Origin of the sequence: Enterococcus sp. BSD2780061688st2 D3, assembly GCF_005844145.1 — a bacterium.
GTDB lineage: Bacteria > Bacillota > Bacilli > Lactobacillales > Enterococcaceae > Enterococcus_B > Enterococcus_B durans.
Genome location: NZ_SPHN01000014.1, coordinates 35456 through 60715, shown reverse-complemented (window position 1 = coordinate 60715; position 25260 = coordinate 35456). Strand labels below are relative to the sequence as shown.

General features: G+C 38.3%; 24 protein-coding genes and 1 pseudogene. 18 read left to right on the top strand and 7 right to left on the bottom strand.

What is annotated here, in order from left to right; genetic code table 11:
• Positions 1-108 precede the first annotated feature (108 nt).
• The 5 genes from FGQ66_RS11360 (at position 109) to cbpB (ending at position 4055) form a co-directional block, all read left to right on the top strand.
• Entirely contained in the window at positions 109-582 is a 474-nt protein-coding gene (locus tag FGQ66_RS11360; protein WP_081133484.1) for a GNAT family N-acetyltransferase, read from the top strand.
• A gap of 178 nt (positions 583-760) precedes the next feature.
• Complete coding sequence (gene racE / locus FGQ66_RS11355; RefSeq protein WP_113845509.1) at positions 761-1582, top strand: glutamate racemase; 822 nt, start codon at positions 761-763, stop codon at positions 1580-1582.
• Positions 1583-1585: 3 nt separating this feature from the next.
• Positions 1586-2935 carry a ribonuclease PH gene (gene rph, locus FGQ66_RS11350; RefSeq protein ID WP_053111861.1) on the top strand — a complete coding sequence of 450 codons (1350 nt, stop codon included), beginning with the start codon at positions 1586-1588 and terminating at the stop codon, positions 2933-2935.
• Positions 2936-3448 carry a metallophosphoesterase gene (locus FGQ66_RS11345; RefSeq protein ID WP_005877099.1) on the top strand — a complete coding sequence of 171 codons (513 nt, stop codon included), beginning with the start codon at positions 2936-2938 and terminating at the stop codon, positions 3446-3448.
• Between the two features lie 106 nt (positions 3449-3554).
• A complete protein-coding gene (gene cbpB, locus FGQ66_RS11340) occupies positions 3555-4055 on the top strand; it encodes a cyclic-di-AMP-binding protein CbpB (protein ID WP_005877101.1) in 501 nt (166 codons plus the stop codon).
• Between the two features lie 218 nt (positions 4056-4273).
• On the opposite strand, the gene FGQ66_RS11335 is transcribed toward cbpB, so the two are convergent.
• Positions 4274-5191: a mechanosensitive ion channel family protein gene (locus tag FGQ66_RS11335; RefSeq protein WP_138302457.1), complete on the bottom strand. Its 918-nt coding sequence runs from the start codon at positions 5189-5191 to the stop codon at positions 4274-4276.
• A gap of 180 nt (positions 5192-5371) precedes the next feature.
• Between FGQ66_RS11335 and FGQ66_RS11330 the strand changes: the two genes are divergently transcribed.
• Entirely contained in the window at positions 5372-6385 is a 1014-nt protein-coding gene (locus tag FGQ66_RS11330; protein WP_016176727.1) for a branched-chain amino acid aminotransferase, read from the top strand.
• 74 nt (positions 6386-6459) lie between these two features.
• Here FGQ66_RS11330 and fabI read toward each other — a convergent pair whose 3' ends face one another.
• Positions 6460-7215 carry an enoyl-ACP reductase FabI gene (fabI, locus tag FGQ66_RS11325; protein WP_005877106.1) on the bottom strand — a complete coding sequence of 252 codons (756 nt, stop codon included), beginning with the start codon at positions 7213-7215 and terminating at the stop codon, positions 6460-6462.
• Positions 7216-7432: 217 nt separating this feature from the next.
• On the opposite strand from fabI, the gene fabZ reads away from it, so the two are divergent.
• Positions 7433-7873: a 3-hydroxyacyl-ACP dehydratase FabZ gene (gene fabZ, locus FGQ66_RS11320; RefSeq protein ID WP_005877108.1), complete on the top strand. Its 441-nt coding sequence runs from the start codon at positions 7433-7435 to the stop codon at positions 7871-7873.
• Positions 7874-8071: 198 nt separating this feature from the next.
• On the opposite strand, the gene FGQ66_RS11315 is transcribed toward fabZ, so the two are convergent.
• Positions 8072-8824: a peptidylprolyl isomerase gene (locus FGQ66_RS11315; RefSeq protein WP_005877549.1), complete on the bottom strand. Its 753-nt coding sequence runs from the start codon at positions 8822-8824 to the stop codon at positions 8072-8074.
• Positions 8825-9009: 185 nt separating this feature from the next.
• Here FGQ66_RS11315 and FGQ66_RS11310 point away from each other — a divergent pair, with 185 nt between their 5' ends.
• A complete protein-coding gene (locus tag FGQ66_RS11310; RefSeq protein WP_138302456.1) occupies positions 9010-10101 on the top strand; it encodes a DUF871 domain-containing protein in 1092 nt (363 codons plus the stop codon).
• A 179-nt stretch (positions 10102-10280) separates the two neighbouring features.
• On the opposite strand, the gene FGQ66_RS11305 is transcribed toward FGQ66_RS11310, so the two are convergent.
• Complete coding sequence (locus FGQ66_RS11305; RefSeq protein WP_138302455.1) at positions 10281-11252, bottom strand: hypothetical protein; 972 nt, start codon at positions 11250-11252, stop codon at positions 10281-10283.
• Between the two features lie 195 nt (positions 11253-11447).
• Here FGQ66_RS11305 and FGQ66_RS11300 point away from each other — a divergent pair, with 195 nt between their 5' ends.
• Together FGQ66_RS11300 and FGQ66_RS11295 are read left to right on the top strand one after the other, a co-directional pair.
• Entirely contained in the window at positions 11448-12383 is a 936-nt protein-coding gene (locus FGQ66_RS11300) for an alpha/beta hydrolase (RefSeq protein ID WP_081133491.1), read from the top strand.
• A 1004-nt stretch (positions 12384-13387) separates the two neighbouring features.
• Positions 13388-14623 (top strand): hypothetical protein, encoded by a 1236-nt coding sequence (locus FGQ66_RS11295; protein WP_138302454.1) that lies wholly within the window; start codon positions 13388-13390, stop codon positions 14621-14623.
• Positions 14624-14776: 153 nt separating this feature from the next.
• Here FGQ66_RS11295 and FGQ66_RS15840 read toward each other — a convergent pair.
• Both FGQ66_RS15840 and gap read right to left on the bottom strand, forming a co-directional pair.
• Positions 14777-14896 (bottom strand): annotated as a pseudogene (locus tag FGQ66_RS15840) (DUF3788 family protein); the annotation flags it as partial.
• Positions 14897-14927: 31 nt separating this feature from the next.
• Entirely contained in the window at positions 14928-15938 is a 1011-nt protein-coding gene (gene gap / locus FGQ66_RS11285; protein ID WP_081133494.1) for a type I glyceraldehyde-3-phosphate dehydrogenase, read from the bottom strand.
• A 320-nt stretch (positions 15939-16258) separates the two neighbouring features.
• On the opposite strand from gap, the gene obgE reads away from it, so the two are divergent.
• The 8 genes from obgE (at position 16259) to FGQ66_RS11245 (ending at position 24718) form a co-directional block, all read left to right on the top strand.
• Positions 16259-17572: a GTPase ObgE gene (gene obgE, locus FGQ66_RS11280; protein WP_016176722.1), complete on the top strand. Its 1314-nt coding sequence runs from the start codon at positions 16259-16261 to the stop codon at positions 17570-17572.
• A gap of 173 nt (positions 17573-17745) precedes the next feature.
• The gene (locus FGQ66_RS11275) at positions 17746-18327 is read left to right on the top strand and encodes a DUF1269 domain-containing protein (protein ID WP_113845517.1); all 582 of its coding nucleotides are present in this window, start codon (positions 17746-17748) and stop codon (positions 18325-18327) included.
• Between the two features lie 432 nt (positions 18328-18759).
• Positions 18760-19695 (top strand): ribonuclease Z, encoded by a 936-nt coding sequence (gene rnz / locus FGQ66_RS11270; RefSeq protein WP_081133497.1) that lies wholly within the window; start codon positions 18760-18762, stop codon positions 19693-19695.
• Positions 19696-19697: 2 nt separating this feature from the next.
• Positions 19698-20486 (top strand): SDR family NAD(P)-dependent oxidoreductase, encoded by a 789-nt coding sequence (locus tag FGQ66_RS11265; protein ID WP_005875872.1) that lies wholly within the window; start codon positions 19698-19700, stop codon positions 20484-20486.
• 10 nt (positions 20487-20496) lie between these two features.
• On the top strand, positions 20497-20931 hold the full coding sequence (locus FGQ66_RS11260; RefSeq protein WP_138302452.1) for a LapA family protein: 435 nt from the start codon (positions 20497-20499) through the stop codon (positions 20929-20931).
• 166 nt (positions 20932-21097) lie between these two features.
• Positions 21098-23395 carry a single-stranded-DNA-specific exonuclease RecJ gene (recJ, locus tag FGQ66_RS11255; protein ID WP_138302451.1) on the top strand — a complete coding sequence of 766 codons (2298 nt, stop codon included), beginning with the start codon at positions 21098-21100 and terminating at the stop codon, positions 23393-23395.
• 13 nt (positions 23396-23408) lie between these two features.
• Positions 23409-23921 (top strand): adenine phosphoribosyltransferase, encoded by a 513-nt coding sequence (locus FGQ66_RS11250; protein WP_005875866.1) that lies wholly within the window; start codon positions 23409-23411, stop codon positions 23919-23921.
• A gap of 518 nt (positions 23922-24439) precedes the next feature.
• The gene (locus tag FGQ66_RS11245; RefSeq protein WP_228098526.1) at positions 24440-24718 is read left to right on the top strand and encodes a hypothetical protein; all 279 of its coding nucleotides are present in this window, start codon (positions 24440-24442) and stop codon (positions 24716-24718) included.
• 301 nt (positions 24719-25019) lie between these two features.
• Here the strand turns inward: FGQ66_RS11245 and FGQ66_RS11240 are convergent, their stop codons facing one another.
• A complete protein-coding gene (locus FGQ66_RS11240) occupies positions 25020-25238 on the bottom strand; it encodes a hypothetical protein (protein WP_005875860.1) in 219 nt (72 codons plus the stop codon).
• Between the last annotated feature and the right edge of the window lie 22 nt (positions 25239-25260).

The window sequence follows — 25260 nt, the reverse complement described above, 5'->3', positions numbered from 1 at the left end:
ATCTTTTCTAAAAAAGTAAGTAGCATTATCTCTGATAAAATGGCAGAATATAACCAAAAAGCGATCAGAGATTTCACTAAGTCTAATTGGATGTGAGGAGAAGCAGAAATGGAGATACAGACGAAGCGTCTCAGCATACGGAAGTTTGTTTCTGGAGACATCGATAGCTTTATGGACTATCGAAACAATGTTGACTGGATGCGTTATCAAGGGTTTAAAGGAAAGTCAAAGGCGTTCTACGAAGCTGAATTACTTCAGGATGTCTCTTTGGAAAAAGGGCTGCAGCTTGCAATCATTCATACAGACAAAAAGCAGTTGGTGGGGGATATCTATTTGAGAAAGGAAAATGATACCTATTGGATCGGGTATACTATTCATCCACAATATGCCAGAAACGGCTACGCATCAGAAGCAGTGACTGGAACCATAAATTGGGTCATCGATCAAGGAGGCAAGGTGATCAAGGCGGGTGTTTTACCAGAAAATGATGCTTCAATCAGATTGCTTGAGAAACTTGATTTTACTTATGAGACGAAAATAGAGGACGAATTGATTTATACCTATAACTTGTATCAGCGGTGACCAAAATCTATATCTAACCATGTTATATGTCTGTTGGCAAACCTGATTTTTAGATTTGTCCCACATTCGGTTTTCAAATAATAACTATAGAAATAGCGGACACCAATCAAGAATGTAGGACTTGAAAAATAAGGGCAAAAAGTCCACAATAAGGAAGATAGAATTTATTGAAAAAAGGATGATACGAGTGACTGATAAGCGCCCAATCGGTTTTATTGATTCAGGGGTCGGCGGCTTGACCGTAGTGAAAGAAGCCTTGAAACAATTGCCAAACGAAAATATTTTATATATGGGAGACACTGCACGTTGTCCTTATGGTCCAAGGCCCGCAGAGCAGGTCATCAAGTTTACGTGGGAAATGACAAACCATCTGGTGGAGCAAGGAATCAAGATGTTGGTGATTGCTTGCAATACAGCGACAGCGGTTGCGTTGGAAGAAATCAAAGAAACGCTTCCCATTCCAGTTATCGGAGTGATCCTACCTGGAACAAGAGCGGCAGTGAAGAAAACAAAAAATAAAAATGTTGGTATCATTGGTACACTAGGAACGGTAAAAAGTGGTGCGTATGAAACAGCCCTTAAAGAAAAAGTACCGGAATTAGTAGTGACTAGTTTGGCTTGTCCGAAATTTGTTTCGGTAGTCGAAAGTAATGAGTACCATTCATCAGTGGCAAAAAAAATAGTAGCGGAAACCTTGACACCGCTTCTCTCTAAAAATATCGATACGCTTGTTTTAGGATGTACACATTATCCATTGTTGCGTCCGATTATTCAAAATGTCATGGGAGAGAATGTTACACTGATTGATTCAGGAGCTGAAACAGTAGGTGAAGTATCCATGTTATTAGACTATTTTGAAATCAGTAATTCGCCAAAAAATGGCAGAGAGATTTGTCGATTTTATACAACAGGTTCTGCGAAACTTTTTAAAGAGATTGCAGAAGACTGGTTGCCGATCGACCATATAAAAGTAGAACATATTGATCTAGGAGGAGTATGAGACATGCGTCATGATGGAAGACAGGCACAGGAGTTAAGAAAAGTAACGATCCAAACAAATGTTTTTAAACATCCGGAAGGTTCTGTTATGATCAGGTTTGGTGATACGACTGTTGTATGTTCTGCAACGGTTGAAACCAGTGTTCCTCCTTTTTTGAGAGATACCGGTACAGGTTGGGTCACTGCTGAATACAGCATGCTTCCTCGTGCGACGAATACGAGAAACCGCAGAGAGAGCAGCAAAGGAAAATTATCAGGTCGAACGATGGAGATCCAACGTTTGATCGGTCGTTCTTTGCGAGCAGTCGTTGACCTAGAAAAACTAGGAGAACGTAGTATCATTGTGGATTGTGATGTTTTACAAGCAGATGGCGGGACGCGTACAGCAAGTATCACAGGTGCGTTTATAGCATTGAAACTAGCTGTCGACAAATTGCTTCAAGAGAAAAAATTAAAAGAAGACCCTATCAAAGAACACTTAGCAGCAATCAGTGTAGGGATTCTTCCAAATGGAACCTGTGCAACGGATTTAGATTATGAAGAAGACTCTGCTGCATTGGTGGATATGAATCTCGTGATGACTGAATCAGGAAAGTTTGTGGAGATCCAAGGGACTGGTGAAGAAGCCACTTTTGATGGCGAACAATTGAATGAAATGCTTTTTTATGGAAAAAGTGCGATTGAACAGCTGATCTTGGAACAAAAAAACAGCTTGTTTACTCCAGAAGTGTCAGATACTTTGGAAAAAGACAAGACAATCGTCATCGCTACTAGAAATGCAGGAAAAGCAGAAGAGTTCAAAGCGATGTTCGGTAAAGAAGGATACGAAGTGAAGACATTGTTCGACTATCCAGAGTTGCCAGATGTGGAAGAAACGGGTTCGACATTCGAAGAAAATGCACGCTTGAAAGCGGAAACGATTGCTCATTTACTGAATCAACCTGTGTTAGCAGATGATTCTGGATTAAAGGTGGATGCTTTAGGGGGAATGCCAGGCATCTATTCGGCACGCTTTGCAGGGGAACATAAAAGTGATGCTGGAAACAATGCAAAACTCCTTTATGAATTGACAGAAGTACCAGATGAAAAAAGAACTGCCCAATTTCATTGTACGTTGGTTTTTGCTGCACCAAACAAGGATAGTTTAGTAGTGGAGGCAGAATGGCCAGGGAAGATCGTTAGGATTCCGCAAGGTGAAAATGGGTTTGGTTATGATCCGTTATTTCTACCAGATGGGTCTGATAAAACAGCAGCAGAATTACCAAGTGAAGAAAAAAATAAAAAAAGCCATCGTGCGCAAGCGATGAAAAAACTAAGCAAACAATGGAAAACATGGCTGGAAGGTGGGAAATAAGTGCGGTATTTAGTAGTAAGTGATAATCATGGCGATCGAGATATCTTAGTACAGCTGGTCGAACGTTACCAAGGAAAGATAGATCATTTCTTCCATTGTGGGGACTCAGAATTATCAGCAGAAGATGTGTTGTGGAATGTTTTTAATGTCGTTCAAGGTAATTGTGATTTTGGTCCAGGATACGAAACAAAGCAATTTATCGATACAGGGGTCGATAAAATATTGATTACTCATGGACATCTAGCGAATGTCCGTTTTGGCCTGACTCAGTTAGCGATGGCAGCTAAAGAACTAGGAGCAAATATGGTCTTTTTTGGACATACTCATCAAATCGGTTGTGAATTTGACCAAGGCATTCTCTATTTAAATCCTGGCAGTATTTCACAGCCTCGTGGCCCAATCCAAATCCCATCGTATGCAATTATTGATAGTACAGCAACCAAAATAGAGGTACAGTACTATAATCGTGCACACCAACCAGTAGAGGAATTGGCATTTACGTATGCACGCTAACTTAAAATTCTCTAATTTTTGCTAAAAAATCAATTGATTTTATGATTTGTGCATCCGTTTTCGGTAAAATAAGATTGTTGAGTGAAATAGAAATGGAGGGCATCCGATGATTGGACCTATTGTAAGAGATTTATTACTACAAAATCAGGAGACTTTTTTGATTCCTGCTGAAAATGTAGCAAATGTGATGTATCAACATCCTTTATCACATGGGTTGCTCGTTTTATCGAAAGTTGGCTACACGAAGATCCCTGTTTTAGGAAAAGATGACCGTTTTGTTGGATTAGTTAGTCTATCCGATGTGGTGAACAAGATGATCGACCTTCAAACGATCAGTATGGATCCTTTAGAAGGGTTGACAGTAGCCGATGTGATGGAGACAAATGTTCCAACGATCGACGAGAACTGGGAACTAGAAGATGTCTTGCATTTGCTGGTGGATTCGCCATTTTTACCAGTTGTGACAGAAGAAAAAGTCTTTAAGGGGATCATTACCAGAAAAGAATTATTGAAGGCTGTGAACTATATGGTTCATGAATTAGAGCGTCGGAACATCGTCTCTCCTAAAGTAGAAGAATTAAAAGAGAAAATCAATATCGTCAGTTAGACGAATGAGTAAAAATAAGGCAGTCGACTTTCTACCTTAAATGAAAAGTGTTTCAAAAGCACCCACTGAGAAGCTGATTCTCTGAAAAAGTAACTTATTTCAGAGGATTCAATTTTCTCAAAGCGCTTTTGAAACACTTTTTTGGTATAAAGATGAGTGAGGCAAGAGTAAAGTCACGTTTTTGCTTAAGCTGCTTTTACTAGAATGACAAATCTAGATTATTTTAAAACGATCGGTGTATTAGGGATCGTAAAGCCAGCAGCAGTGAGCTCTTTGACATAAGAGCTTAGAAATTCTTCTTTTAACGCAAACTGTTTCCCATTTAACACGTAGCAAACCGTGCGGATCGCAAAGTTACTGTTCCCTAGATCAACTAGACCAAAAATCTCTGGTTGTGTTTGTAGTTCATCATTGTATTTTTCTGCTAAACGTGTATTTACTTGTTCGATGATACCGTAGATACGGTCATATCCTTCTTCTGGAACGATCCGAATATCTAATAAAACTTGCATATTTGCCCGTGAAAGATTGCTGATCGTTGTGATATTACGGTTAGGAATAAAATGGACTGTTCCATCCGTTGCTTTTAGCTGCAATGTTCGAATACCGACAGAAACAACTGTTCCTTCAATCGTCAAGTTCGCCAATTTTACATAGTCACCGACATCCATTTGCTGTTCCATAATAATGAAAAAGCCTGTGATGACATCGCTCATAAATCCTTGCGCACCTAACCCGATAGCAACCCCGGCAATTCCAGCTCCTGCTAATAGTGAGCCAATTGGAACACCGATCACTGATAAAATCGCATAGATGAAGAAGAAACCCATCGTATAATGAAAAATGGTATTTAAAAGACTGTGTAACGTTTTTAAACGACTCTCGTTAAGAACCGTCTTTTTAGCATACTGTTTAAATGATTTATCCATCAGATATTTTCCGATCCGATTGATTATGCCAAATAAGATGATCAAAAAGACTAAATAAAGTCCTTTTTGGATAAGTGTGGCTAGAATCCCATCCCAATCGATCCCGTTCCAAAAACGTTGAAAGGCATTTACCTGGTTTGCTGCCTGTTCCGTCAATGTTTCTCCTGTAGAAGTGGTAGATGAAGCAGTAGCTAATTGTAAAAGCATAAAATCCCCTTTTCTATACTATTTGATGTACTTGTATTGTAACAATAACTGACACAAAAGAAAATCTCCATGAAAATATTTTAACGGGATATCTTAATTTCAGAAATTCACAAAAATTCAAATGACAAATAACAGTGATAGTGCTAAAATATTCAAAAAGCAATGATTGGTGGAATGAATATGCAATTGGATTGGAATAATTTGGGATTTTCATATATTAAAACTCCTTGGCGCTATGTAGCAAAATGGAAAGATGGGCAATGGGAAAAAGGGGAGTTGACAGAAGATAATTATTTAACAATCCACGAAGGTTCTCCAGCGCTTCATTATGGACAACAATGTTTTGAAGGATTGAAAGCTTACCGAAGAAAAGATGGAAAAGTAAACTTGTTCCGTCCAGACCAAAATAGTCAACGTTTGAATCAAAGTGCAAGACGGCTATTGATGCCGATGGTACCAGAAGAAATGTTTATCGATGCGGTCAAACAAGTCGTTAAGGCAAATGATGAATTTGTGCCTCCATACGGTACAGGAGCCACTTTGTATTTACGTCCCTTATTGATTGGGGTAGGAGAAAACATTGGCGTCCATCCAGCACCAGAGTACTTGTTTGTTGTCTTCTGTACACCAGTAGGCGCATATTTCAAAGGTGGATTGAAACCAACAAAATTTATCGTATCTGATTATGATCGTGCTGCGCCAAAAGGTACAGGAGCTGCTAAAGTGGGCGGTAACTATGCCGCAAGCCTGTTACCAGGAACTGAAGCGCAGGAATTGGATTATTCTGATTGTGTCTATCTTGATCCTGCTACCCACACAAAAATCGAAGAGGTAGGGGCTGCGAATTTCTTTGGGATCACGAAAGATGGTCAATTCATTACGCCACAATCACCATCTATTTTACCAAGTATCACGAAATATTCTTTGTTGCAACTAGCAGAAGAACGTTTGGGCTTAAAAGCCGTTGAAGGGGATATCTTTATTGATCAGTTGGATCAATTTGCAGAAGCAGGCGCATGTGGTACAGCAGCTGTCATCTCGCCAATCGGTGGTATTTACTACGAAAACAATCTTCATGTTTTCTATAGTGAAACGGAAGTCGGGCCTGTGACAAGACGCTTGTATGATGAATTGACAGGCATCCAATTTGGCGATGTAGAAGCGCCAGAAGGGTGGATCCAAGTGGTGGGATAAACCATTTGAAAAAAAATCTAATAAAAAAGGAAAGAATCCGCATCATACGGATTCTTTCCTTTTTAGTTAGATGGCTAAGATAAATGAACACCTTTATCAACATAGATGATATCACCGATCATCCCGCTTGAAAGGGGACTGATCAAGAAGGCGCAGGCGTTCCCAACTTCTTCGATCGTAACACCTTGTTGGTCAGGTGTACGTGATTCAGATAACTGGATCAGTTTTTGGTAATCTTTCACACCAGTAACGGCTAATGTTTTGATTGCTCCCGCAGAAATGCCGTTGACACGAATCCCTTTAGGTGAGAATTCTGCTGCCAAGTAACGGATAGCGGCTTCTAGTGATGCTTTGGCGATCCCCATCATATTGTAATTTGGTATCGCACGTTCTGATCCTAGATAAGACATGCTGACGATTCCACTGTTTGGTGCAAGATACTTTTGCGCATATTTTGAAACAGCAATCAAAGAATAACTGCTGATATCTTGCGCTAATTGATAACCATCTCTGGAAATATCAGATACGTTACCTGATAGTTCTTCTTTATTGGCATAGGCGATGGCATGCACCAATCCATGGATCTCTCCAGCGTATTCACCGATCGCGTTCATCGCTGTTTCGATACTTTCATCACTTGCCACATCACATTCAACCGTAAATGCGTCTTCACCGACTAACTTAACCAATGATTTTTTCATTCGTTCATTTTGATAAGTATAGATGATTTCCGCACCTTGTTTCATCATCGCTTCAGCACAGCCCCAAGCAATACTACGCTTATTGGCAACTCCCATGATGACGATTTTCTTTCCTTCTAAAAAAGACATATTGACACTCCTTTGATCCTAGAAAAATTTGATAGGTCGTAATAATGAAAAAATAAATGCAATAAATAACCTCTTGATTTTCTATTATTAGGCAAAATGCTTTGATTGTCAAACTATTTTTTTACAGAATAAAAAAAGATTGCTAAAACTTTAAGAATATGATACTTTGATAATCAAAGTAATAAACTAGGCGTTTAGCCGGAAGAGGGAGTAATTTATGTCTTACGTATTATCAGCCACAGAAGTGATGGACTTGATTCCTAATCGCTATCCAATTTGTTATATCGACTATGTAGATACTTTGGAACCAGGGAAAAAAATCGTTGCCACGAAAAATGTAACGATCAATGAAGATTTTTTCCAAGGACATTTTCCAGATAATCCAGTAATGCCAGGCGCATTGATCTTAGAAACCTTAGCGCAAGCAGGCTCTATCCTTATTTTGAAATCGGAAGAATTCTTGGGTAAAAGAGCGTATATCGGAGGGATCAATAAAGCGAAATTCCGTCAAAAAGTAGTCCCAGGTGATGTGATGAAATGCCACTTTGAGATCACAAAGATGAAGGGTGCGGTGGGAACAGCGTTATCCGCAGCATATGTCGATGACAAAAAAGTATGTGAATGTGAATTTACATTTATCGTTAATAAAGATGCTTAAGTAAATAATAAATTTTTTTAAAGAAAAAGATAGGAATGGAAAGAGGAGTGTCAAAAAATAAGAAAGTAATTGTAGAAATGAGATATTTGTTTTTATGAATACGACTTATTATTGGCATAATTTCTTCTAGTTCTGTCATCACATTAGATTGAAAAAGGGTGGGTCCAAAGCAATTTTGCTTTTGACCCACCCTTTCGTTTATTTTGCTTCTTGTAAAATATTGATTTTCTCGATCTTGATATCTTCCTTCGGTTTATCCGAACTATCTGTTTCAGTAGCGGCGATCGTGTCAACGACATCCATGCCTTCAATTACTTGTCCGAAGACAGTATATTGACCATCTAATGTAGGGTAGCCACCTTTTTTATAAGCATCGATGATTGCTTGAGGATAGTCATCTTTTAAAAGTCCGTCATGGACATCGTCAGAGTTTTGGACGATAAAGAATTGACTGCCGTTGCTATTCGGGTCTTGGCTGCGAGCCATTGATAGGGCACCACGGATATTGTAAAGCTGGTTTGAGATCTCTGTTTCAAAGCCTTTGCCCCAAATGCTTTCACCGCCAGTACCGTCACCTTTTGGATCGCCTCCTTGGATCATAAAGTCTTTGATGACTCTATGGAAAGTCAACCCGTCATAATAGCCATCTTTGGCATGGGTCATAAAATTTTCTACGGCTTTAGGTGCAAGTTCTGGGAATAGTTTGATTTTGATCGTCCCTTTATTTGTGACCATCTCAACCAAATCTTCATTAGTTGCTACTTCATTTGTCAATTGTGGCAAAGTCAAAGAATTAAGATCTACGCTTTCTTTCGTGCTAGTTTCTGTTGTTTTTTCAGTGGAGTCATTTGTAGTTGAAGAAGAACTCTCTGAATTATTTTGTGTACAACCTGCGAAGAATAGTAAGGTTGCTGCTAATCCAATGCTTAAAAATACTTTTTTTGCTTTCATTTTTCTTTCCTTTCAAGTTGAAATTATTGTTATCTATAATGATAACAAACTATGGTACGAATACCTATCTTTTTACCTATAAAATTTTCGTTAAATTTTCTTTTAGAGGAAAGGTGTAGACCATTTGAAGCGCTTTTGTTATAATGTAAGTGGATACAAAAAGAAAACACAGGGGGATTTTATTGATGGGAAAATTAGGTATTTCGATCTATCCAGAACGTTCAACTTTTGAAAAGGATAAAGCCTATCTTGATTTAGCACATAAATATGGCTTTAAACGTGTTTTTACAAGTCTACTTCAAATCGATGGAGATAAAGAGCAAGTCTTAGCTGATTTTACTAAAGTCGTGGAGTATGCTAACAGCTTAGGAATGGAAGTAATGGTGGATATCAATCCAGCCTTATTTGATCAACTTGAGATATCATACGATGATCTATCTTTCTTTGATAAGATGGGCGCTTATGGCATTCGCTTGGACGTAGGATTTACTGGTGCTGAAGAAGCGAAGATGACGCGTAATCCTTATGGCATAAAAATTGAGATCAACATGAGCTCAGGAACGAACTATGTGGACAACATCATGAGCTATTCACCAAATACTTCAAACTTGTTAGGTTCCCACAATTTCTATCCTCATCGCTATTCTGGGTTAGGGTATGATCACTTTGTTTACTGCTCAGAAAAGTTCAGAAAGTATAATTTAAATACAATGGCTTTTGTGAACTCACAGGCTGCTGATTTTGGGCCATGGCCAACACAAGATGGTTTATGTACGCTAGAAGATCACCGCGACTTAGAGATTTCTACACAAGTCAAACACTTGATCCTGACAGGACTGATCGACGATATCTCTATTGGAAATGCTTACGCAAGCGAGGCTGAACTACAGGTGATGGCAGAAGCATTCCAAGCAGATTATCCTACATTGAAAGTTGATGTGGCAGAAGACATCACAGAAGATGAACGAATTTGTTTGTTCGACAATCTGCATAGTTATCGCGGTGACCGTTCGGAATATATCCTACGATCAACGATGACTCGTGTATATTACAAAGACAAACCGTTTCCTGCGCATAATACTCGTGATATGACCCATGGAGATGTATTGATCGATAACGTAGGGTATGGCCAATATAAAGGGGAAACACAAATTGCGCTGAAAGAAATGAAAAATGATGGACGCGTGAATGTTGTTGGGCGCATTGCTGATGATGAATTGTTCTTGTTAGATTTCTTGAAACCATGGTCAAACTTCAAATTGATCGAAAATAAATAGTTGGCTTTGATACGAAAAAACAACCGCCAATGGACGATTAAAATTATACAATTCATAGTCCGGCCTTCACTAAAAAATGGATAGAATAGATGAAAAGGCATCTCATGTTATCCCTACGATCAAAGTGGGTGTATCATGAGGTGCCTTTTTTAGGAGAATAGCTACTGGGAGGAAGGCATCTAGCGGTCCTCTTTTTGCGAAAACAACTGTTTTTCATAGTTTTTTTCTAGTTGTGCGTTTTGCCAACGTGTTTCAAAGGCCTTTCTTTTTAGTACATGTAAATTATTTTTTTGATAAAAGAGGAAAAAGTTTTTCATCTGATTTCTGATTTCATCGCTTAAACGGGGGTTATTCATCATTGTTTCACTAATTTTTTGATGCATGGTTTTTGTAGAAATGGGCCAAGTGATGATGTTTGTTTTTTTAGTATTTCTTGCCCAGAGTGCATATTGCAAGCCAAATTGGGATTGTTTAAGGTAGCAATTTCCGACCTTTTGTTCTTCTTTGAATAGGTAATCCAGTGGTCTGTGGGATTGGGCAATCTTGAGTAATTTCTTCTGGATAAAAAATTTCTCGTCGTGTTTTAAGTCGGGCATAAAAGCACTAGCGTTTAAATAAGTTGCTAATTGATGGATCTTTTTCATTGGAATAATAAAACGATGAACCGGAGCTGTGTGCTTCAAAGGATAACTTAGGTGATACCGTGCCAGAGTATCAACAAGGTCGACATGTAATGATTCATTCTCTTTCTTTGTACAAACGAAGCAACAAGTGTGACCACTGTATTTTGATACATTGAATCCTGCTGGAAAAAGTAGGAAGGAATGTTTGTTTTCCGAATCTAACTTGGAAAGTGCTTTTTTTAAAAGCTGAACACTAGGATATACAGAAATACTTCGATAAATTGACTTAGCCACGGTCAACCGATTTTTTTTCTCGACAAACTTTCTTGAGTGATCATTCTTAATTATATTAAAATAGATAGAATAAAGTTCTTTGAGATCATCTGGGTGAGGGGTTAGTCGATTTTCTACTAGATCAAGAACTTGGTTATGTATTTCCAGCATTCGGTAACTATAATTGGGATCTTTGCGATAGGTGGCAGTAATGGTTTCGTTCCACGCAGTCGCGTCAGTTAATTTAGTATCCATAAGATCACTCCTTTTTATTCTAGCTTAACACCAAAAGAAAAGCGGGCAGAACTTTCTTTGATAAAAAACGAAGAATATGATCTATCTGTTATCAAGCTATCTGATTTTATTAGGTAGGCTTGCATCTATGGGGCTGATTATTTATACTGATTTTAGAAAAGAGTGTTGGAACATTGAAATAAAGGAAGGTATGACATGAAACTTTGGATCAAAATAGCCATAGGAATCATCATAGTGATTATCGTGGCATTATTATTTGCAGGAAATTATTTTTATAATTACGCAGTCGTACCATCTGAAAAAGATTTTTTAGAAGACGACACACCAGGTACATCACAGGTAGTGAAGGAAACAGAAGCACAAAAATGGTTCAATGACAAAGAAAATCGCAGTTATTGGCACCTTACTTCAAAAGATGGCTTGAAACTTTCAGCCATTTATCTACCGGCAGCAACAAAAAGTGAGAAAACAGTGATTGCCGCTCATGGCTATATGGGCAACGCAGAAACAATGGCAAATTACGCAAAAATGTTCCATGATTTAGGCTATAACGTGTTAGTCCCAGATGCCCGCGGCCACGGAGAAAGCGAAGGAGATTACATTGGATTTGGCTGGCCAGAACGAAAAGATTATGTCCAGTGGATCCATCAAATCATAGAAAAAGAGGGGCCATCGCAAAAAATCGTTCTTTATGGTATCAGTATGGGAGCAGCTACTGTTATGATGACTAGCGGGGAGAAACTGCCTAATAATGTAAAAGCAATCATTGAAGATTGTGGATATTCTTCCGTTAGCGATGAACTTAGCTATCAATTAGATGACATGTTTCATCTGCCGGCATTCCCATTGATCCCAGTGACGAGTTTAATGACGAAAGTCAGAGCAGGGTATTTCTTTGGCGAAGCTAGTGCGGTCGATCAGTTAGAAAAAAATAAGCGACCAATGTTATTTATTCATGGGGATGCGGACACCTTTGTTCCTTATGAAATGTTGGACAAAGTATATGATGCAACGAAAGGGCCAAAAGAGAAATACGTAGTCAAAGGTGCTGAACACGCAAAGGCGTATTCGATCGATCCAGAAAAATACCAAACGGTTGTAAAAGACTTCTTAAATAAATATGTCCAATGATTTTCAGTTAAAATAAAATTTTTGTAATCCGTGTGCTTGAACGGAATAAACGAAAGTTTCTCCTAAAATCAACAAATGGTACTAAGCCGAATGATCCCAAGAATGTTTCTTTTTGGTGATTGTTCGGCTTATTTTTTTATAGTTGAACACTTCATCGAGATGCGCAAGAAATGAGGTGGAGACAAAAGTCGTTTAGATCTGTCCCACTCTCGTAGATCAAATGAAACTGAGATTGGTTCGATCTGTCTGTGATATATATAAAAGAAACATGTATAATCAAACTTATTTTTACTCCATACAAGACGTTTTTTTATGTGTTAAGGATATTTTTAACATGAACAGTCACTTTGTTGTTATTCTTTTAGTATAAAAATAGAAAGCGAGGGGGGATCGAGTGGGAGAAACTCAAAGAAATAAATTGTCGGCGGTGTAGAAAGTGTCAAACAATCGCACTATGGGGATAAGTGTGAAGAGTAGAATTCGAGGGATTCGGTAAAAAGTCGACTAGTTGCTGTTGAGTGGCTAATCGTACGATCGGATGAGGAGAAAATCGTTGAAGGGTAAAAATTTCAACGATCCGATTCGATCAAGATAAAAAAAGTGAAATAGTTAAAATACTGGTTACTTAGTTGTTTATCACTAGCAAGCTTTACGTTGTAGACAAAAGTATCGATTTATTTTCTTGCGAAGAAGATAAGTAGATGCCTTTGTCTTTTTTTGTATGTACTCCAACCAAGGTGTTTAAGAAATGATCATAGCTAGTAACTGTTTCTAGTAGTCGATCGTCTATTTTTCCATAGGTTATCTGCTAGGCTTATTCAAGGTGTAGCTTCTAGAGAAAACTAAATTTCCAGATGAAAATAAAAAAAGGACTATTTGTTTGGTATTACAAGATAAACTAGTAGTCAGAAAACTACATTAAACGTTGGAAAATATGCGAAGTATACTAGTGGTCATGATTGAAGGAACAGCGAGCCACTGATAAAATATAGAGGAGGATCCAAATGGATGAGAAACCTTTGTTAGGAAAAAATTATCAAGTATCGGAAAAAAGACAGAAAAATATAGAAAAAGAATCCTTGAAAGAAAAATATCAGTATCAAAAAGCTTTAAATAGAAAAACTATCTCTCGCGAACAGAGGAAAGCGGAGGAGGAAACAAGGCTTTTTTTTACTGAATTATTCCAGAAGGATGAAGGACCTGAGAAAATCGAGCAGTATCATGCGAGAATGGTAGGTTTAGCGTGTAGTAAAAGTGAGAAGCAATCGTTTGTTAACGAAGAGTTTAAATCTTATTTATCCTATTGGGCAACTCTATTTAAAAACGGTAGCTTAACAAAAGACGCACTAAATCCGATGAATACTCCAAAAATATTGTTTCACCTATTGAGTGTTTCGCTAGAGAAGAGTGCAACGTTTTTAACAAGTAAATATGGAACCATTCGTTCTTTATATGAATTGAGTGCAAATACCAAATCTTCATTTTTAGTTTATCCAGCTTTTTTCACGTCTGAAAATACTAACAGGGGGAAAGTAGGTGGCGTCGTTATCCGTAAGATCGATGCCATCAACTATGAAATAATTGTCATAGATAAACATAATACTTATTTTAAGGATATAAGGAACAAAGAGTTAGAAAAATTTTTATCACAGGGACCTAATGTTGCTCTAACTAGGTATCTTGTTCCAACCGTTAGAACACATCTTATAGCAGATCTGTTAACGTCAACAAGACAGAGCAATAATAAGTTTTCTACATATGATGGATTGGATAAGATAAGCGTACAGAAAGAATTTCGAAAATACGAAGAGGTAGATACCGTGGATAAAGGCGATATCAAAAATTTTGAATGTGCAGTAAATTATGCAGTTTGTTCGGCGATTTTTAATGAGGAGTTGGTAAAAGAACCGCAGATGCTTTCTCTTCCAGAAAACATTCAAATCATCCATCAACTAGTTATTGATCATCTTACAGGCATCGAAAAAAATTCCCCGACATTTACAAGCAAACAGAAAAATAATCTAGCAGCAGCGATAAAAAATATAAAGGCATCTGATCTTTCGTATGAAAAATCCTTTAGTATTCATGAAAAAAAGCAAATAGAGGAGAAAAAACTTAGTGCATTCCAAAAAAGTATGAACACAAACAAAAAACATCGGAAGTTGCCTGCTAAGTCAGGTGGAATAGACAATCCAGCCTTTTATGAAAAAGCACATTCAAGTGATTCACCTACTATTTAGTAGAGGAAAATGAACAGGCAGAACAAGCAGACAATCAGCAAAAAAAGTAGCGTTTCTACACAAAGTCAGGTTATAAAAAAAAGATCAGTCAGTATTAGTGTAAAAAAAAAGAGTGCGTGTGACAAAACTAAAAATCAGTTTTGCCACAGACTCTCGAATAAACGGTGGGAGCAGAAGCAACTCCTTCGGAAATAAGCCGAAATTCACAAAAATTTGAAAAGCAATTTTCGTTAATTTCTTCTTATTTCTCGGAGTTAAACACTTCTGTCCCAACCTCTCTGTTTATGTCATTATTCAATTAAAATTAAAGGTTTGCAAATTTTTCTAATAGACGAATCATTTGGCAAGTGAAGCCATATTCATTGTCGTACCAAGCAACTGTTTTCACTAATTGGAAATCACCTGCTGTAGTTACTTCAGTTTGTGTTGGGTCAAAAATTGAACCTTGAGTCGTTCCGATAACGTCACCAGAAACGATTTCGCGATCGTCATACCCAAATGAAGGATTATCAACAGTATGTTTCTTGATTGCTTCGTTGACTTCTTCAGCAGTTACTTTTGTTTTTAAGATTGAAACTAATTCTGTTAATGAGCCATCAACGACTGGAACACGTTGTGCATGTCCTTGAAGTTTTCCTTGTAATTCAGGAATAACTAAGCCGATAGCTTTTGCAGCACCAGTTGAGTGAGGGATGGTGTTATCTGCTGCAGAACGAGCAGCACGTAAGTTACCACCTTTTACTGGGCCGTCTAGTAACATTTGTGTAGAAGTATAAGCATGGACAGTTGTCATTGTTCCTACTTCAATTCCAAATTCATTATTTAAAAAGTAAGCCATTGGTGCTAAGCAGTTTGTTGTACAAGAACCAGCAGAAATGATTTTGTCATTTGCATCTAACGTATCATCATTTACGTTATAAACGATCGTTTTCATTGCTCCAGCTGGTGCAGAGATCACGACACGTTTAACGCCTGCGTTCAAGTGGGCTTGTGCTTTTTCTTCAGAAGTGTAAAAACCAGTACATTCTAAAACAATATCGACACCATTTTCTTTAACCCAAGGGATCTTACTTGCATCAGGTTCAGCATACACGCGTGTAGTTTCACCATCAACTACGATTGAGTCTTCTGTTGCAGTAACTGTACCTGGATACGTACCGTGTGTTGAATCAAATTGTAACAATTGAGCCAACATCGTTGGGCTAGTTAAGTCATTGATTGCTACTACTTCAATATCATCTGATACTTCTTTGATACGGCGGAACGCCAAACGTCCAATACGTCCAAATCCATTAATACCTACTTTTACTGTCATAATCAAAAGTTCCTCCTTTATTTGGAGATTGTCGAATGCCCAATCTTCATTAATACATCTATTATTTTCCTCCTGTTGTTTTCATTTGTCAAAAAATTATACTTACAAAAGTAAAGTAACCTTAATTATTTCCGTTTTTGAGTCTTCGCAAGTAAGTAGGCAAGTCAAATCAGAGATAAAACAGACAAAAGGGAGAAACTTTGGCTGAAAAGATGGACAAAATGGCTTTTCACCGATAAAATAAATAGGACTTTTGTTTATTGTGGAAATTCAGGCAGTCAAGTAATTAAATATAAATAAATTAATAGGAGGACTTAAAGATGTCCATGTTTTTAGATCAAGTGACGATCGATGTGAAAGCCGGTAAAGGCGGCGACGGAATGGTGGCATTCCGCAGAGAAAAATATGTACCTGATGGTGGTCCTGCTGGCGGTGATGGCGGACACGGAGGTGCGGTGATCTTAGTTGTTGACGAAGGATTACGCACATTGATGGATTTTCGTTTCAACCGTCATTTTAAAGCTCAACCTGGAGAAAACGGGATGAGTAAAGGCATGCATGGCCGTGGATCAGAAGATACGTATGTCAAGGTGCCACAGGGAACAACAGTGAGAGACGCAGAAACAGGCGCTTTACTAGGTGATTTGATTGAAAATGGTCAAACGCTTGTTGTAGCAAAAGGTGGCCGCGGCGGTCGCGGAAATATCCGATTTGCTTCACCAAGAAATCCAGCACCTGAAATCGCCGAAAATGGCGAACCAGGTCAAGAAAGAAAAATCGAATTAGAATTGAAGGTACTGGCTGATGTAGGTTTGGTTGGTTTTCCTTCTGTAGGTAAATCTACACTTCTTTCAGTGATTTCTTCAGCTCGTCCGAAAATCGGTGCGTATCATTTTACGACCCTTGTTCCGAATCTCGGCATGGTTACAACTAGCGATGGCAGAAGTTTTGCAGCCGCTGATCTACCAGGTCTGATCGAAGGAGCTTCTCAAGGCGTTGGGCTGGGAACTCAATTTTTACGTCACATTGAACGTACGCGCGTTATCCTACATGTGATCGACATGAGTGGAATGGAAGGAAGAGATCCATACGAAGATTATTTAGCGATCAATCATGAATTATCTTCTTATAATCTACGTTTACTCGAACGTCCACAGATCATTGTTGCAAATAAAATGGATATGCCAAACGCTGAGGAAAACTTGGCAAAATTCAAAGAGCAATTGAACAAAGAAAAAACAGACGAGTTTGCAGATGACATTCCTGTTTTCCCAATTTCAGGCGTGACTAGAAAAGGAATTGATCCATTATTGAATGCAACAGCGGATCTACTTGAGGTTACACCAGAATTTCCTCTATATGATGAAGAAATCGAGGAAGAAACAGTACAATATGGCTTTAATCCAGATGAGCCAGAATTCAAGATCGACCGTGATCCAGATGCAACTTGGATCTTATCTGGTGAAAAGATCGAGAAATTGTTCCAAATGACAAACTTCGACCATGATGAAACAGTCATGCGTTTTGCCCGTCAATTACGTGGAATGGGTGTCGACGAAGCATTACGTGCTAGAGGAGCTAAAGATGGCGACCTTGTAAGAATCGGCGAATTTGAATTTGAATTCGTTGAATAATGATAGATTGTTTCAAGTAATAAAATAATAAAAGTTTGTTTTTGAGTATCTAAAGAGTGAGAGAAAAGTAGATTTGCTTTTTTCTTGCTCTTTTTTGTTATTTTTAAAGGGTATTTCTTTTGTTTTTTTGAAATAAACGGTAGAATGAATAAAAAGAAGAAGGAGTGTTTTCGATGAATAAACGAGTAATCATTTTAAATTTTCCTGTAGAGAGTCAAGCCTATCAAGCGTTTTCTGAAATCAAAAAATTCCATGCTGCTCGTTCGATCAAAGGAGAGCAAATGGCAGTCATCCGTCATGAACCAAACGGGGCCCATCAATTCAAAATTGAAGATTTTCTAGATTTTACAGGCAACAACAAATCATCCACTGGCGGATTGATCGGCATGTTGGTTGGCATTCTGGGAGGACCACTAGGGATTCTGTTAGGCTGGTTTGCTGGCGGAATGATCGGAGCAACACAAGACGCGAAAGAAATCAAAGATGCACAGACAGTTTTCGATTTTGTAGGAAGTAAAATCGGTGAAGGTACGACTGGGCTGATTTTGATTGCTGAAGAAGAAGACAACCGTCCATTGAATCAATTAGTGACAATGGAATTAGGGGGAGAAATCACTCGTTTGGACTACGATGATGTAGAAAAAGATGTCCATGATGCCCGAGAAGTCGAGGATAAAGCAAAAGAAGCTGCCAAGAAAAACTGGCAAGACAAACATCCTCAACAGGATGCTGATTCCGATCATCCAGCTGAATAACGATGAATGTGAGACAAATCTAAAAATCAGTTCTGCTACAGACTCTAATTCTGGATAAACGGCGGCCAAAAGTCAGGTTTTCGGAAATTTCAAATAAAACGAGAGTGGGACAAAAGTAAGAAACACTTTTGTCTCATTCTTTAAAAACGAATAAACGGTGGGAGCAGAAGCAACTCCTTCTTAAATAAGCCGAAATTCACAAAAATTTGAAAAGCAATTTTCGTGAATTTCTTCTTATTTCTCGGAGTTAAACACTTCTGTCCCAACCTCGTTTTTTTCTCCAATTTCTCAAACCTAAACGATTTTTGTCTCGACCTCCTTTTCGATTTTGGTTTATTTCTTATGTTTATTGAAGCATTTCAGACTTTCGGTTGATTATCAGTTGATTTTCCCATAAAATTAATAGGGAACTTAAAGAAAGTCAGGTAGATTATGGAATTACAATTTTTAGGAACAGGAGCAGGAGTACCTGCTAAACATAGAAATGTGACAAGTATTGCATTAAAACTCTTAGATGAAAGAAATGAAGTTTGGTTATTTGATTGTGGGGAAGGAACACAGATGCAGATCTTGCGTACGAGTATCCGCCCACGAAAAATCGAAAAAATATTCATCACCCATTTACATGGAGATCATATTTTTGGATTACCTGGTTTACTTAGCAGCCGCTCTTTTCAAGGGGGAGATACACCGCTTGAAATATACGGACCTAAAGGAATCGAAACGTTTATCAAAACTTCTTTAGCTGTTTCGCAAACTCGATTAGGTTATGCGTTGAAATTTATTGAATTGACTGAGGATCAGCCAATCTTTGAAGACCAACAATTTTCTGTTTATACAAAGAAACTGGATCATGGCATCGATAGTTTTGGCTACCGGGTCGTGGAGCATGACCATAAAGGAGAATTGCAAGTCGACAAACTGAAAGAATTAGCTATTCCAGCTGGACCGATCTATGGTAAGCTAAAAAAAGGTGAAACAGTCACTCTTGATGATGGACGGACCATTGATGGCAAAGCATTTGTGGGACCGGATAAAAAAGGTAGGATCGTCACGATTTTAGGCGATACTCGAAAAACAGGTAATTCTGTCCTTCTTGCTCAGGATAGTGATGTACTCGTTCATGAAAGTACATTTAACAAAAATGAGGAAAAAATGGCGCGTAATTATTACCATTCAACTACGCATCAAGCAGCGGAAATCGCGAAGGAAGCAAAAACTAACAAATTATTATTGACACATATCAGTGCTCGTTATTTAGGCAAAGCAGCATTGGAACTTGAAAATGAAGCAAAAGAAATCTTTCCTAATACGTTGATCATGAAAGATTTTGAAACAATTGAAGTACCGTTTCGTGAGGAGGAATAGGTGTGAATCTAGAAGATAAAGTAGTGCTAGTAACAGGTGGTTCTGGAGGATTAGGCGCTCAAATTTGTTATGAAGCAGCAAAACAAGGGGCAATCGTCATCACATGTGCGAGAAGGATCCAGATGATCGGCGAAGTAAAAGAAGAATGCAAAAGATTGAGTGGAACAGAGGCTTATGCTTTTCAAGTAGACGTCAGTGATCCCGATAGTGTCGATGCATTGTATGAAAAAGTAATGGATGAAGTCGGTCGAGTCGATGTGTTAGTCAATAATGCTGGCTTCGGTATTTTCGAAGATTTTCTAAGCTTTGATTTAGGTAAAGCGTACGACATGTTTGAAGTGAATGTGTTGGGAATGATGGTCTTGACTCAAAAATTCGCACTTGATATGGCTGAGCGAAGACAAGGGCATATCATCAATATCGCTTCGATGGCTGGCAAAATGGCTACGGCTAAATCAACGATCTATTCCGCTACGAAATTCGCTGTTTTGGGATTTTCCAATGCATTGAGATTAGAATTGAAACCATTAGGCGTAGCCGTTACTACTGTCAATCCTGGGCCTGTCGCTACAGATTTCTTTGATAAAGCAGATCCTAGTGGCAGCTATTTAGAAAAAGTAGATCAACTTGTTTTGGATCCAACCAAATTAGCGAAAGCAATCGTTCGTAATATGAAATATCCGAAACGTGAAATCAATAAACCAGTGATCCTTGAAATCGCAGCTAAATTTTACACGCTCTTCCCAACAATTGGCGATTATTTAGCGAGTGGTATTTTCAATAAGAAGTAGGTGAAGAAAAGTGAAAAAACAAAGTGGTGTGATCATCGGGTTTCTCCTTGTTTTAGTCATCGTACTATTTGCGGTATTGAATAACAAAAACGTGCCTGTTAGTTTTGGTGTTGCTTCGTTTTCTGCACCGCTGATCCTAGTCATCATAGGTTCTGCGATCATCGGCGCATTGATTGTTTTTGTCACCGCCTCAACGACATTATGGCAACAAAAAAAACAAATCAAACAGTTGACACAAGAACTAGCTGAAGCCCAAAAAGATGTGGAAGCAAAAGTGAATGAGGCAAAAGAAGAACAACAGCGTGAATTCAGAAATGAACGCGCAGAACTTGAAGCTGCTTATCAAGCAGAACTGCAAGCAACGAAAGACCAACTGCAACAGTTGCAAACACCAAAGGAAAATAATACGCCATCACCTAAACAAAGCTATAATTATTTTGATTGATCGGTTTTATCATGAATGTTTAGGCTAAGAAAATTGATAAAGACTATTTCTTGTGAGGCCCGAAAAAGTTTTAGGATTCCTTCCTCTTTTCGGGCTTTCTTTTTGTTTCTTTCTTCTTTTTTTTAGCGTTTTCCTTTGCTATAATAACTAAGTTAGGAGTGAGAACGTGAGACAAGCAAACTATGATTGGAAGTTAAGTGATACGGAGCCTTCCGCATCCTTTCTCCAAATGATCGAAAAACAAGGTATCTCTCCTTTTATCGGCAAGTTGCTATGGCAACGCGGTTATCGAGAAGAAAAGGAATTACAACGATTTTTAAATCCAAAAGAACAATCTCTTTATGATCCTTACTTGATGCACGATATGGACAAAGCCATCAGTCGGATTCAAAAAGCTGTGATCGAGGGAGAAAAAATCTTGGTTTACGGCGACTATGATGCAGACGGAATCACTAGCACGACAGTGATGAAAGAGACATTAGAATTATTAGGGGCCGATGTCGAAACGTTTTTACCCAATCGTTTTCTCCATGGATACGGTCCAAATCCTACTGTATACAAAGAAAAAATCGAAGCAGGAGTCCAATTGATCGTCACTGTCGATAATGGCGTAGCAGGGAATGAGGCTGTTTCCTATGCACAGGAAGCTGGGGTGGATGTGATCATTACAGACCATCACGAGTTACCTGATCATTTACCAGAGGCCTATGCCATCGTGCATCCCCGTCATCCAGAAGGAAATTATCCTTTTCCGGATCTTGCTGGAGTAGGTGTAGCTTTTAAAGTGGCCACTGCTCTACTAGAAGAACCTCCGGCTGAATTCTTAGATTTAGTTGCTATCGGTACGATTGCCGATCTGGTTTCGCTGACGGATGAAAACCGTGTGCTAGTTTCTCTAGGTTTGGATGCTATCAAGTACTCTGAACGCATCGGATTACAAGCACTTTTCTCAGAAAGTGGCGTGAAGGCGAAAGAGGCAGATGAAACAATGATCGGTTTTTCGATTGCACCTCGATTGAATGCCATCGGTCGTATGGGTGATCCAAATCCAGCTGTGGAATTATTGGCTACTTTTGATGAAGAAGATGCAGCGAGACAAGCCAAGAAACTAAATGAAATCAATGATCAAAGAAAAAAAATAGTGGATGACATCGCTCAGGAAGCACTAGGGATGATCGACGAAACGAATCAGATCCATTTACTTGCACACCCTGGCTGGCATGAAGGTGTTTTGGGGATTGTAGCTGGTAAAATCATGAACCAAACAGGCAAACCAACTATTGTTCTGGGTATAAAAGAAGATGGAACAGCTAAAGGGTCTGGTCGCAGTGTTGACGCGCTGAATCTATATGAAATGTTGGATAAGATGCGTGATTTATTTACATTCTTCGGAGGGCACCATGCAGCTGTCGGTCTAACGATGCCAAAAGAAAATATCTCAGCTTTACAAGAACGCATGAATCATTATGTTGTAGAACAAGGAATCGATTTAACTAAGGGTCCTGCTTTAAGGATTGATGAAATCTTGACACCAAAGGATGCAACAGTAGAGTTGATCGATGCCTTGAAGTTACTCGCACCATTTGGAACGGATAATCCGGTTCCGCAGTTTCTATTCCGTCAGACTTCAGCTGAAAATGTAAAAAGGATCGGTACAGCGCAACAACATTTAAAATTAACGTTAGTAGACGATGGTGCACAATTGGATGCTGTTGCCTTCGGATTTGGTAGTGAAGAAAACGAACTATTGAATAACTCCATTGATGTGGTGGGGAAACTTTCAGTCAATGAATGGAATGGCCGCAAGAAACCGCAGTTGATGGTGACGGATTTTGGCGTCAATGGTTTCCAGATATTCGATTGGCGTTCAAAACGGTATAGAACCCTAACCGAATTCAAAGAAGATATCTTTTACTTGGCTTTTGAAAAAAATTCTCTTAAAGAGTTGAACAAGGAAATAAGAGAGAAGATCATACTCTTTGAAAGCCTTGAAAAGACGAAAGAGTTAATTGAAGGAAAAAATTACCACGCATTGCTGCTCGTTGATTGTCCCACTGATCTCCTTGTTTTGGAAGAAATCCTTACGTTTGGTTCATTTGATCGAATGTATTTATTAGGGGTTTCCCATGATGAAGCGTATTTAAATGGTGTCGGTACAAGAGAACAGTATGCGAAATTGTTCAAATTGATCCATACGCAAGATAAAATCGATATCCGTTATAAGTTAGAAGCAATTTCAACCTATTTGAAAATACCACAAAAATTATTAATTTTTATGATTCAGGTGTTTTTTGAGTTGAAATTTGTTACAATAGAAAATGGCGTTTTACAAAAAGTCGAAAAACCTGAAAGTCATCCATTGACTGAAAGTCCGCTTTATCAGCGGCGACTTAAGAAGATCAAAGTGGAGGAATTTTTACTATTGAGTGATATTCCAACTATTAAAAAAAGGTTAACAACCTAGGAGGAAACAAAGAGTGGATTTAAAAGATTATATTGCAAGCATTCCTGATTACCCATCAAAAGGAATCATTTTTCGGGATATCTCCCCACTTATGGCAGATGGAGATGCCTACCGCGAGGCCACAAAACAAATCGTGGACTATGCAAAAGAAAAACGAATTGACATGGTAGTTGGACCTGAAGCTCGCGGATTTATCGTTGGTTGTCCGGTAGCCTATGAAATGGGCGTTGGTTTTGCTCCAGTACGTAAGAAAGGCAAACTTCCTCGTGAAACGATCGAAGTAACTTACGGTCTTGAATACGGTACAGATACATTGACGCTCCACAAAGATGCAATCAAACCAGGGCAACGCGTATTGATCTGCGATGATCTACTAGCGACAGGTGGTACGATCAAAGCAACGATCGACTTAGTGGAAGAACTAGGTGGTGTTGTAGTTGGCTGTGCATTCTTGATCGAATTGATGGAACTAAAAGGCCGCGAAAAAATCGAAGGCTATGACATGATCACATTGATGGAATACTAATCTGATCGATCATTTCATGGCTCATGAGAAGGCATTATTTCTTTATTTGACCTTTAAGATAGCTTATCCTGAATAGGATAAAAACAATGCTCTCTGAAATAAGTTAGATCGTCTGAAAATAGGTTGTGCTATTTTTAGACAGTCTGGCTTATTTTTTTTGATGATCAATAAGGATCGCAGTCTTTATTTCAGATAAAACCATGAAAATAAAGGATTTTAGTAATTCATTGCTTGTAGATTCATTTACGTAGCAACACTTATAGAAATCAAAATAGCAAGTGAAACAGTGCTTGTTTTTTCCCAGAAAATAATCTAAATTTAAAGAGAAGTGTATGGCTCTGATCATGAATGGAAACTAAGGTGAATCAGGGGCTATGTAAAGGTCGGGATGTTTCTAAACCCATATCAATGAAAATAAAATCTAGATAATGAAAGGAGACTCTATGAAAAGATCGAATTCCAAATCTATAATAGCCATATTCGTTGGTTTGTTCCTTTTGATAGGAGTGATAGAATTTGTGTTTAAAAGAAATCATTCATTTATCCTTTATACTAGTTATTTTGAGTATTGGCTAGGCTTTACCGCTATGAATGCTCTGCCTATCGGTAAAGGCTGGGAAAAGTTGAGATATGTCATTTTAGTCTTCTTAAGTTTTTATCTGCCGTTAAAGATAGGCAGTTTTTTAAATATTACTGGATTAACGATCACGTTGAATGTGTATCTGGTTGTTTTGGGAATCGTGCTTTTGGTATTTGGTGGCCTATTTTTTCAGCGTAGAATGCATAGAGCCAGTTGACGCTATTTCATAGTATTGGTAGGTATATATAGAAGTAGCTTCGGATATGTACAGCTTCATAAAGACGTAAAAGATACTATGAAAAGAGATCGTGCATGGGAAAACAGATTCGAGTAAAGTAACGTGAAAGTAAATTCACTTAATATGTAAACAGGAAATGAATCCATGTCTAAGTGTTAAAAAAGGATCTCACGAAACAGCTAAAATGACTGTTTCGTGAGATCCTTTTTTTCTCTGCGATGCAAAGAGAAGACCTGATAATACAAGAGACTTTCCTAAAAGAATAAGCCTACTTGGTTCATTAGGAGTGTCTGGAACTGTAGTAGGATTCTTGATAAAAGGGATCATCATGATGCCGACGTCGTTCAGACTGACGGTATTTCTTTTCATCCCACAACATGAACCACAAAGCAAACAACGGAACAAACACTAAAAGTGCTGGTCGAATACCAAAGTTACCAATAACAATACCTAAGAATAATACCATTAATACCAAGCCAAGACGTCTCATTGATTTCATGATTTCTCACCTCATTATTTTA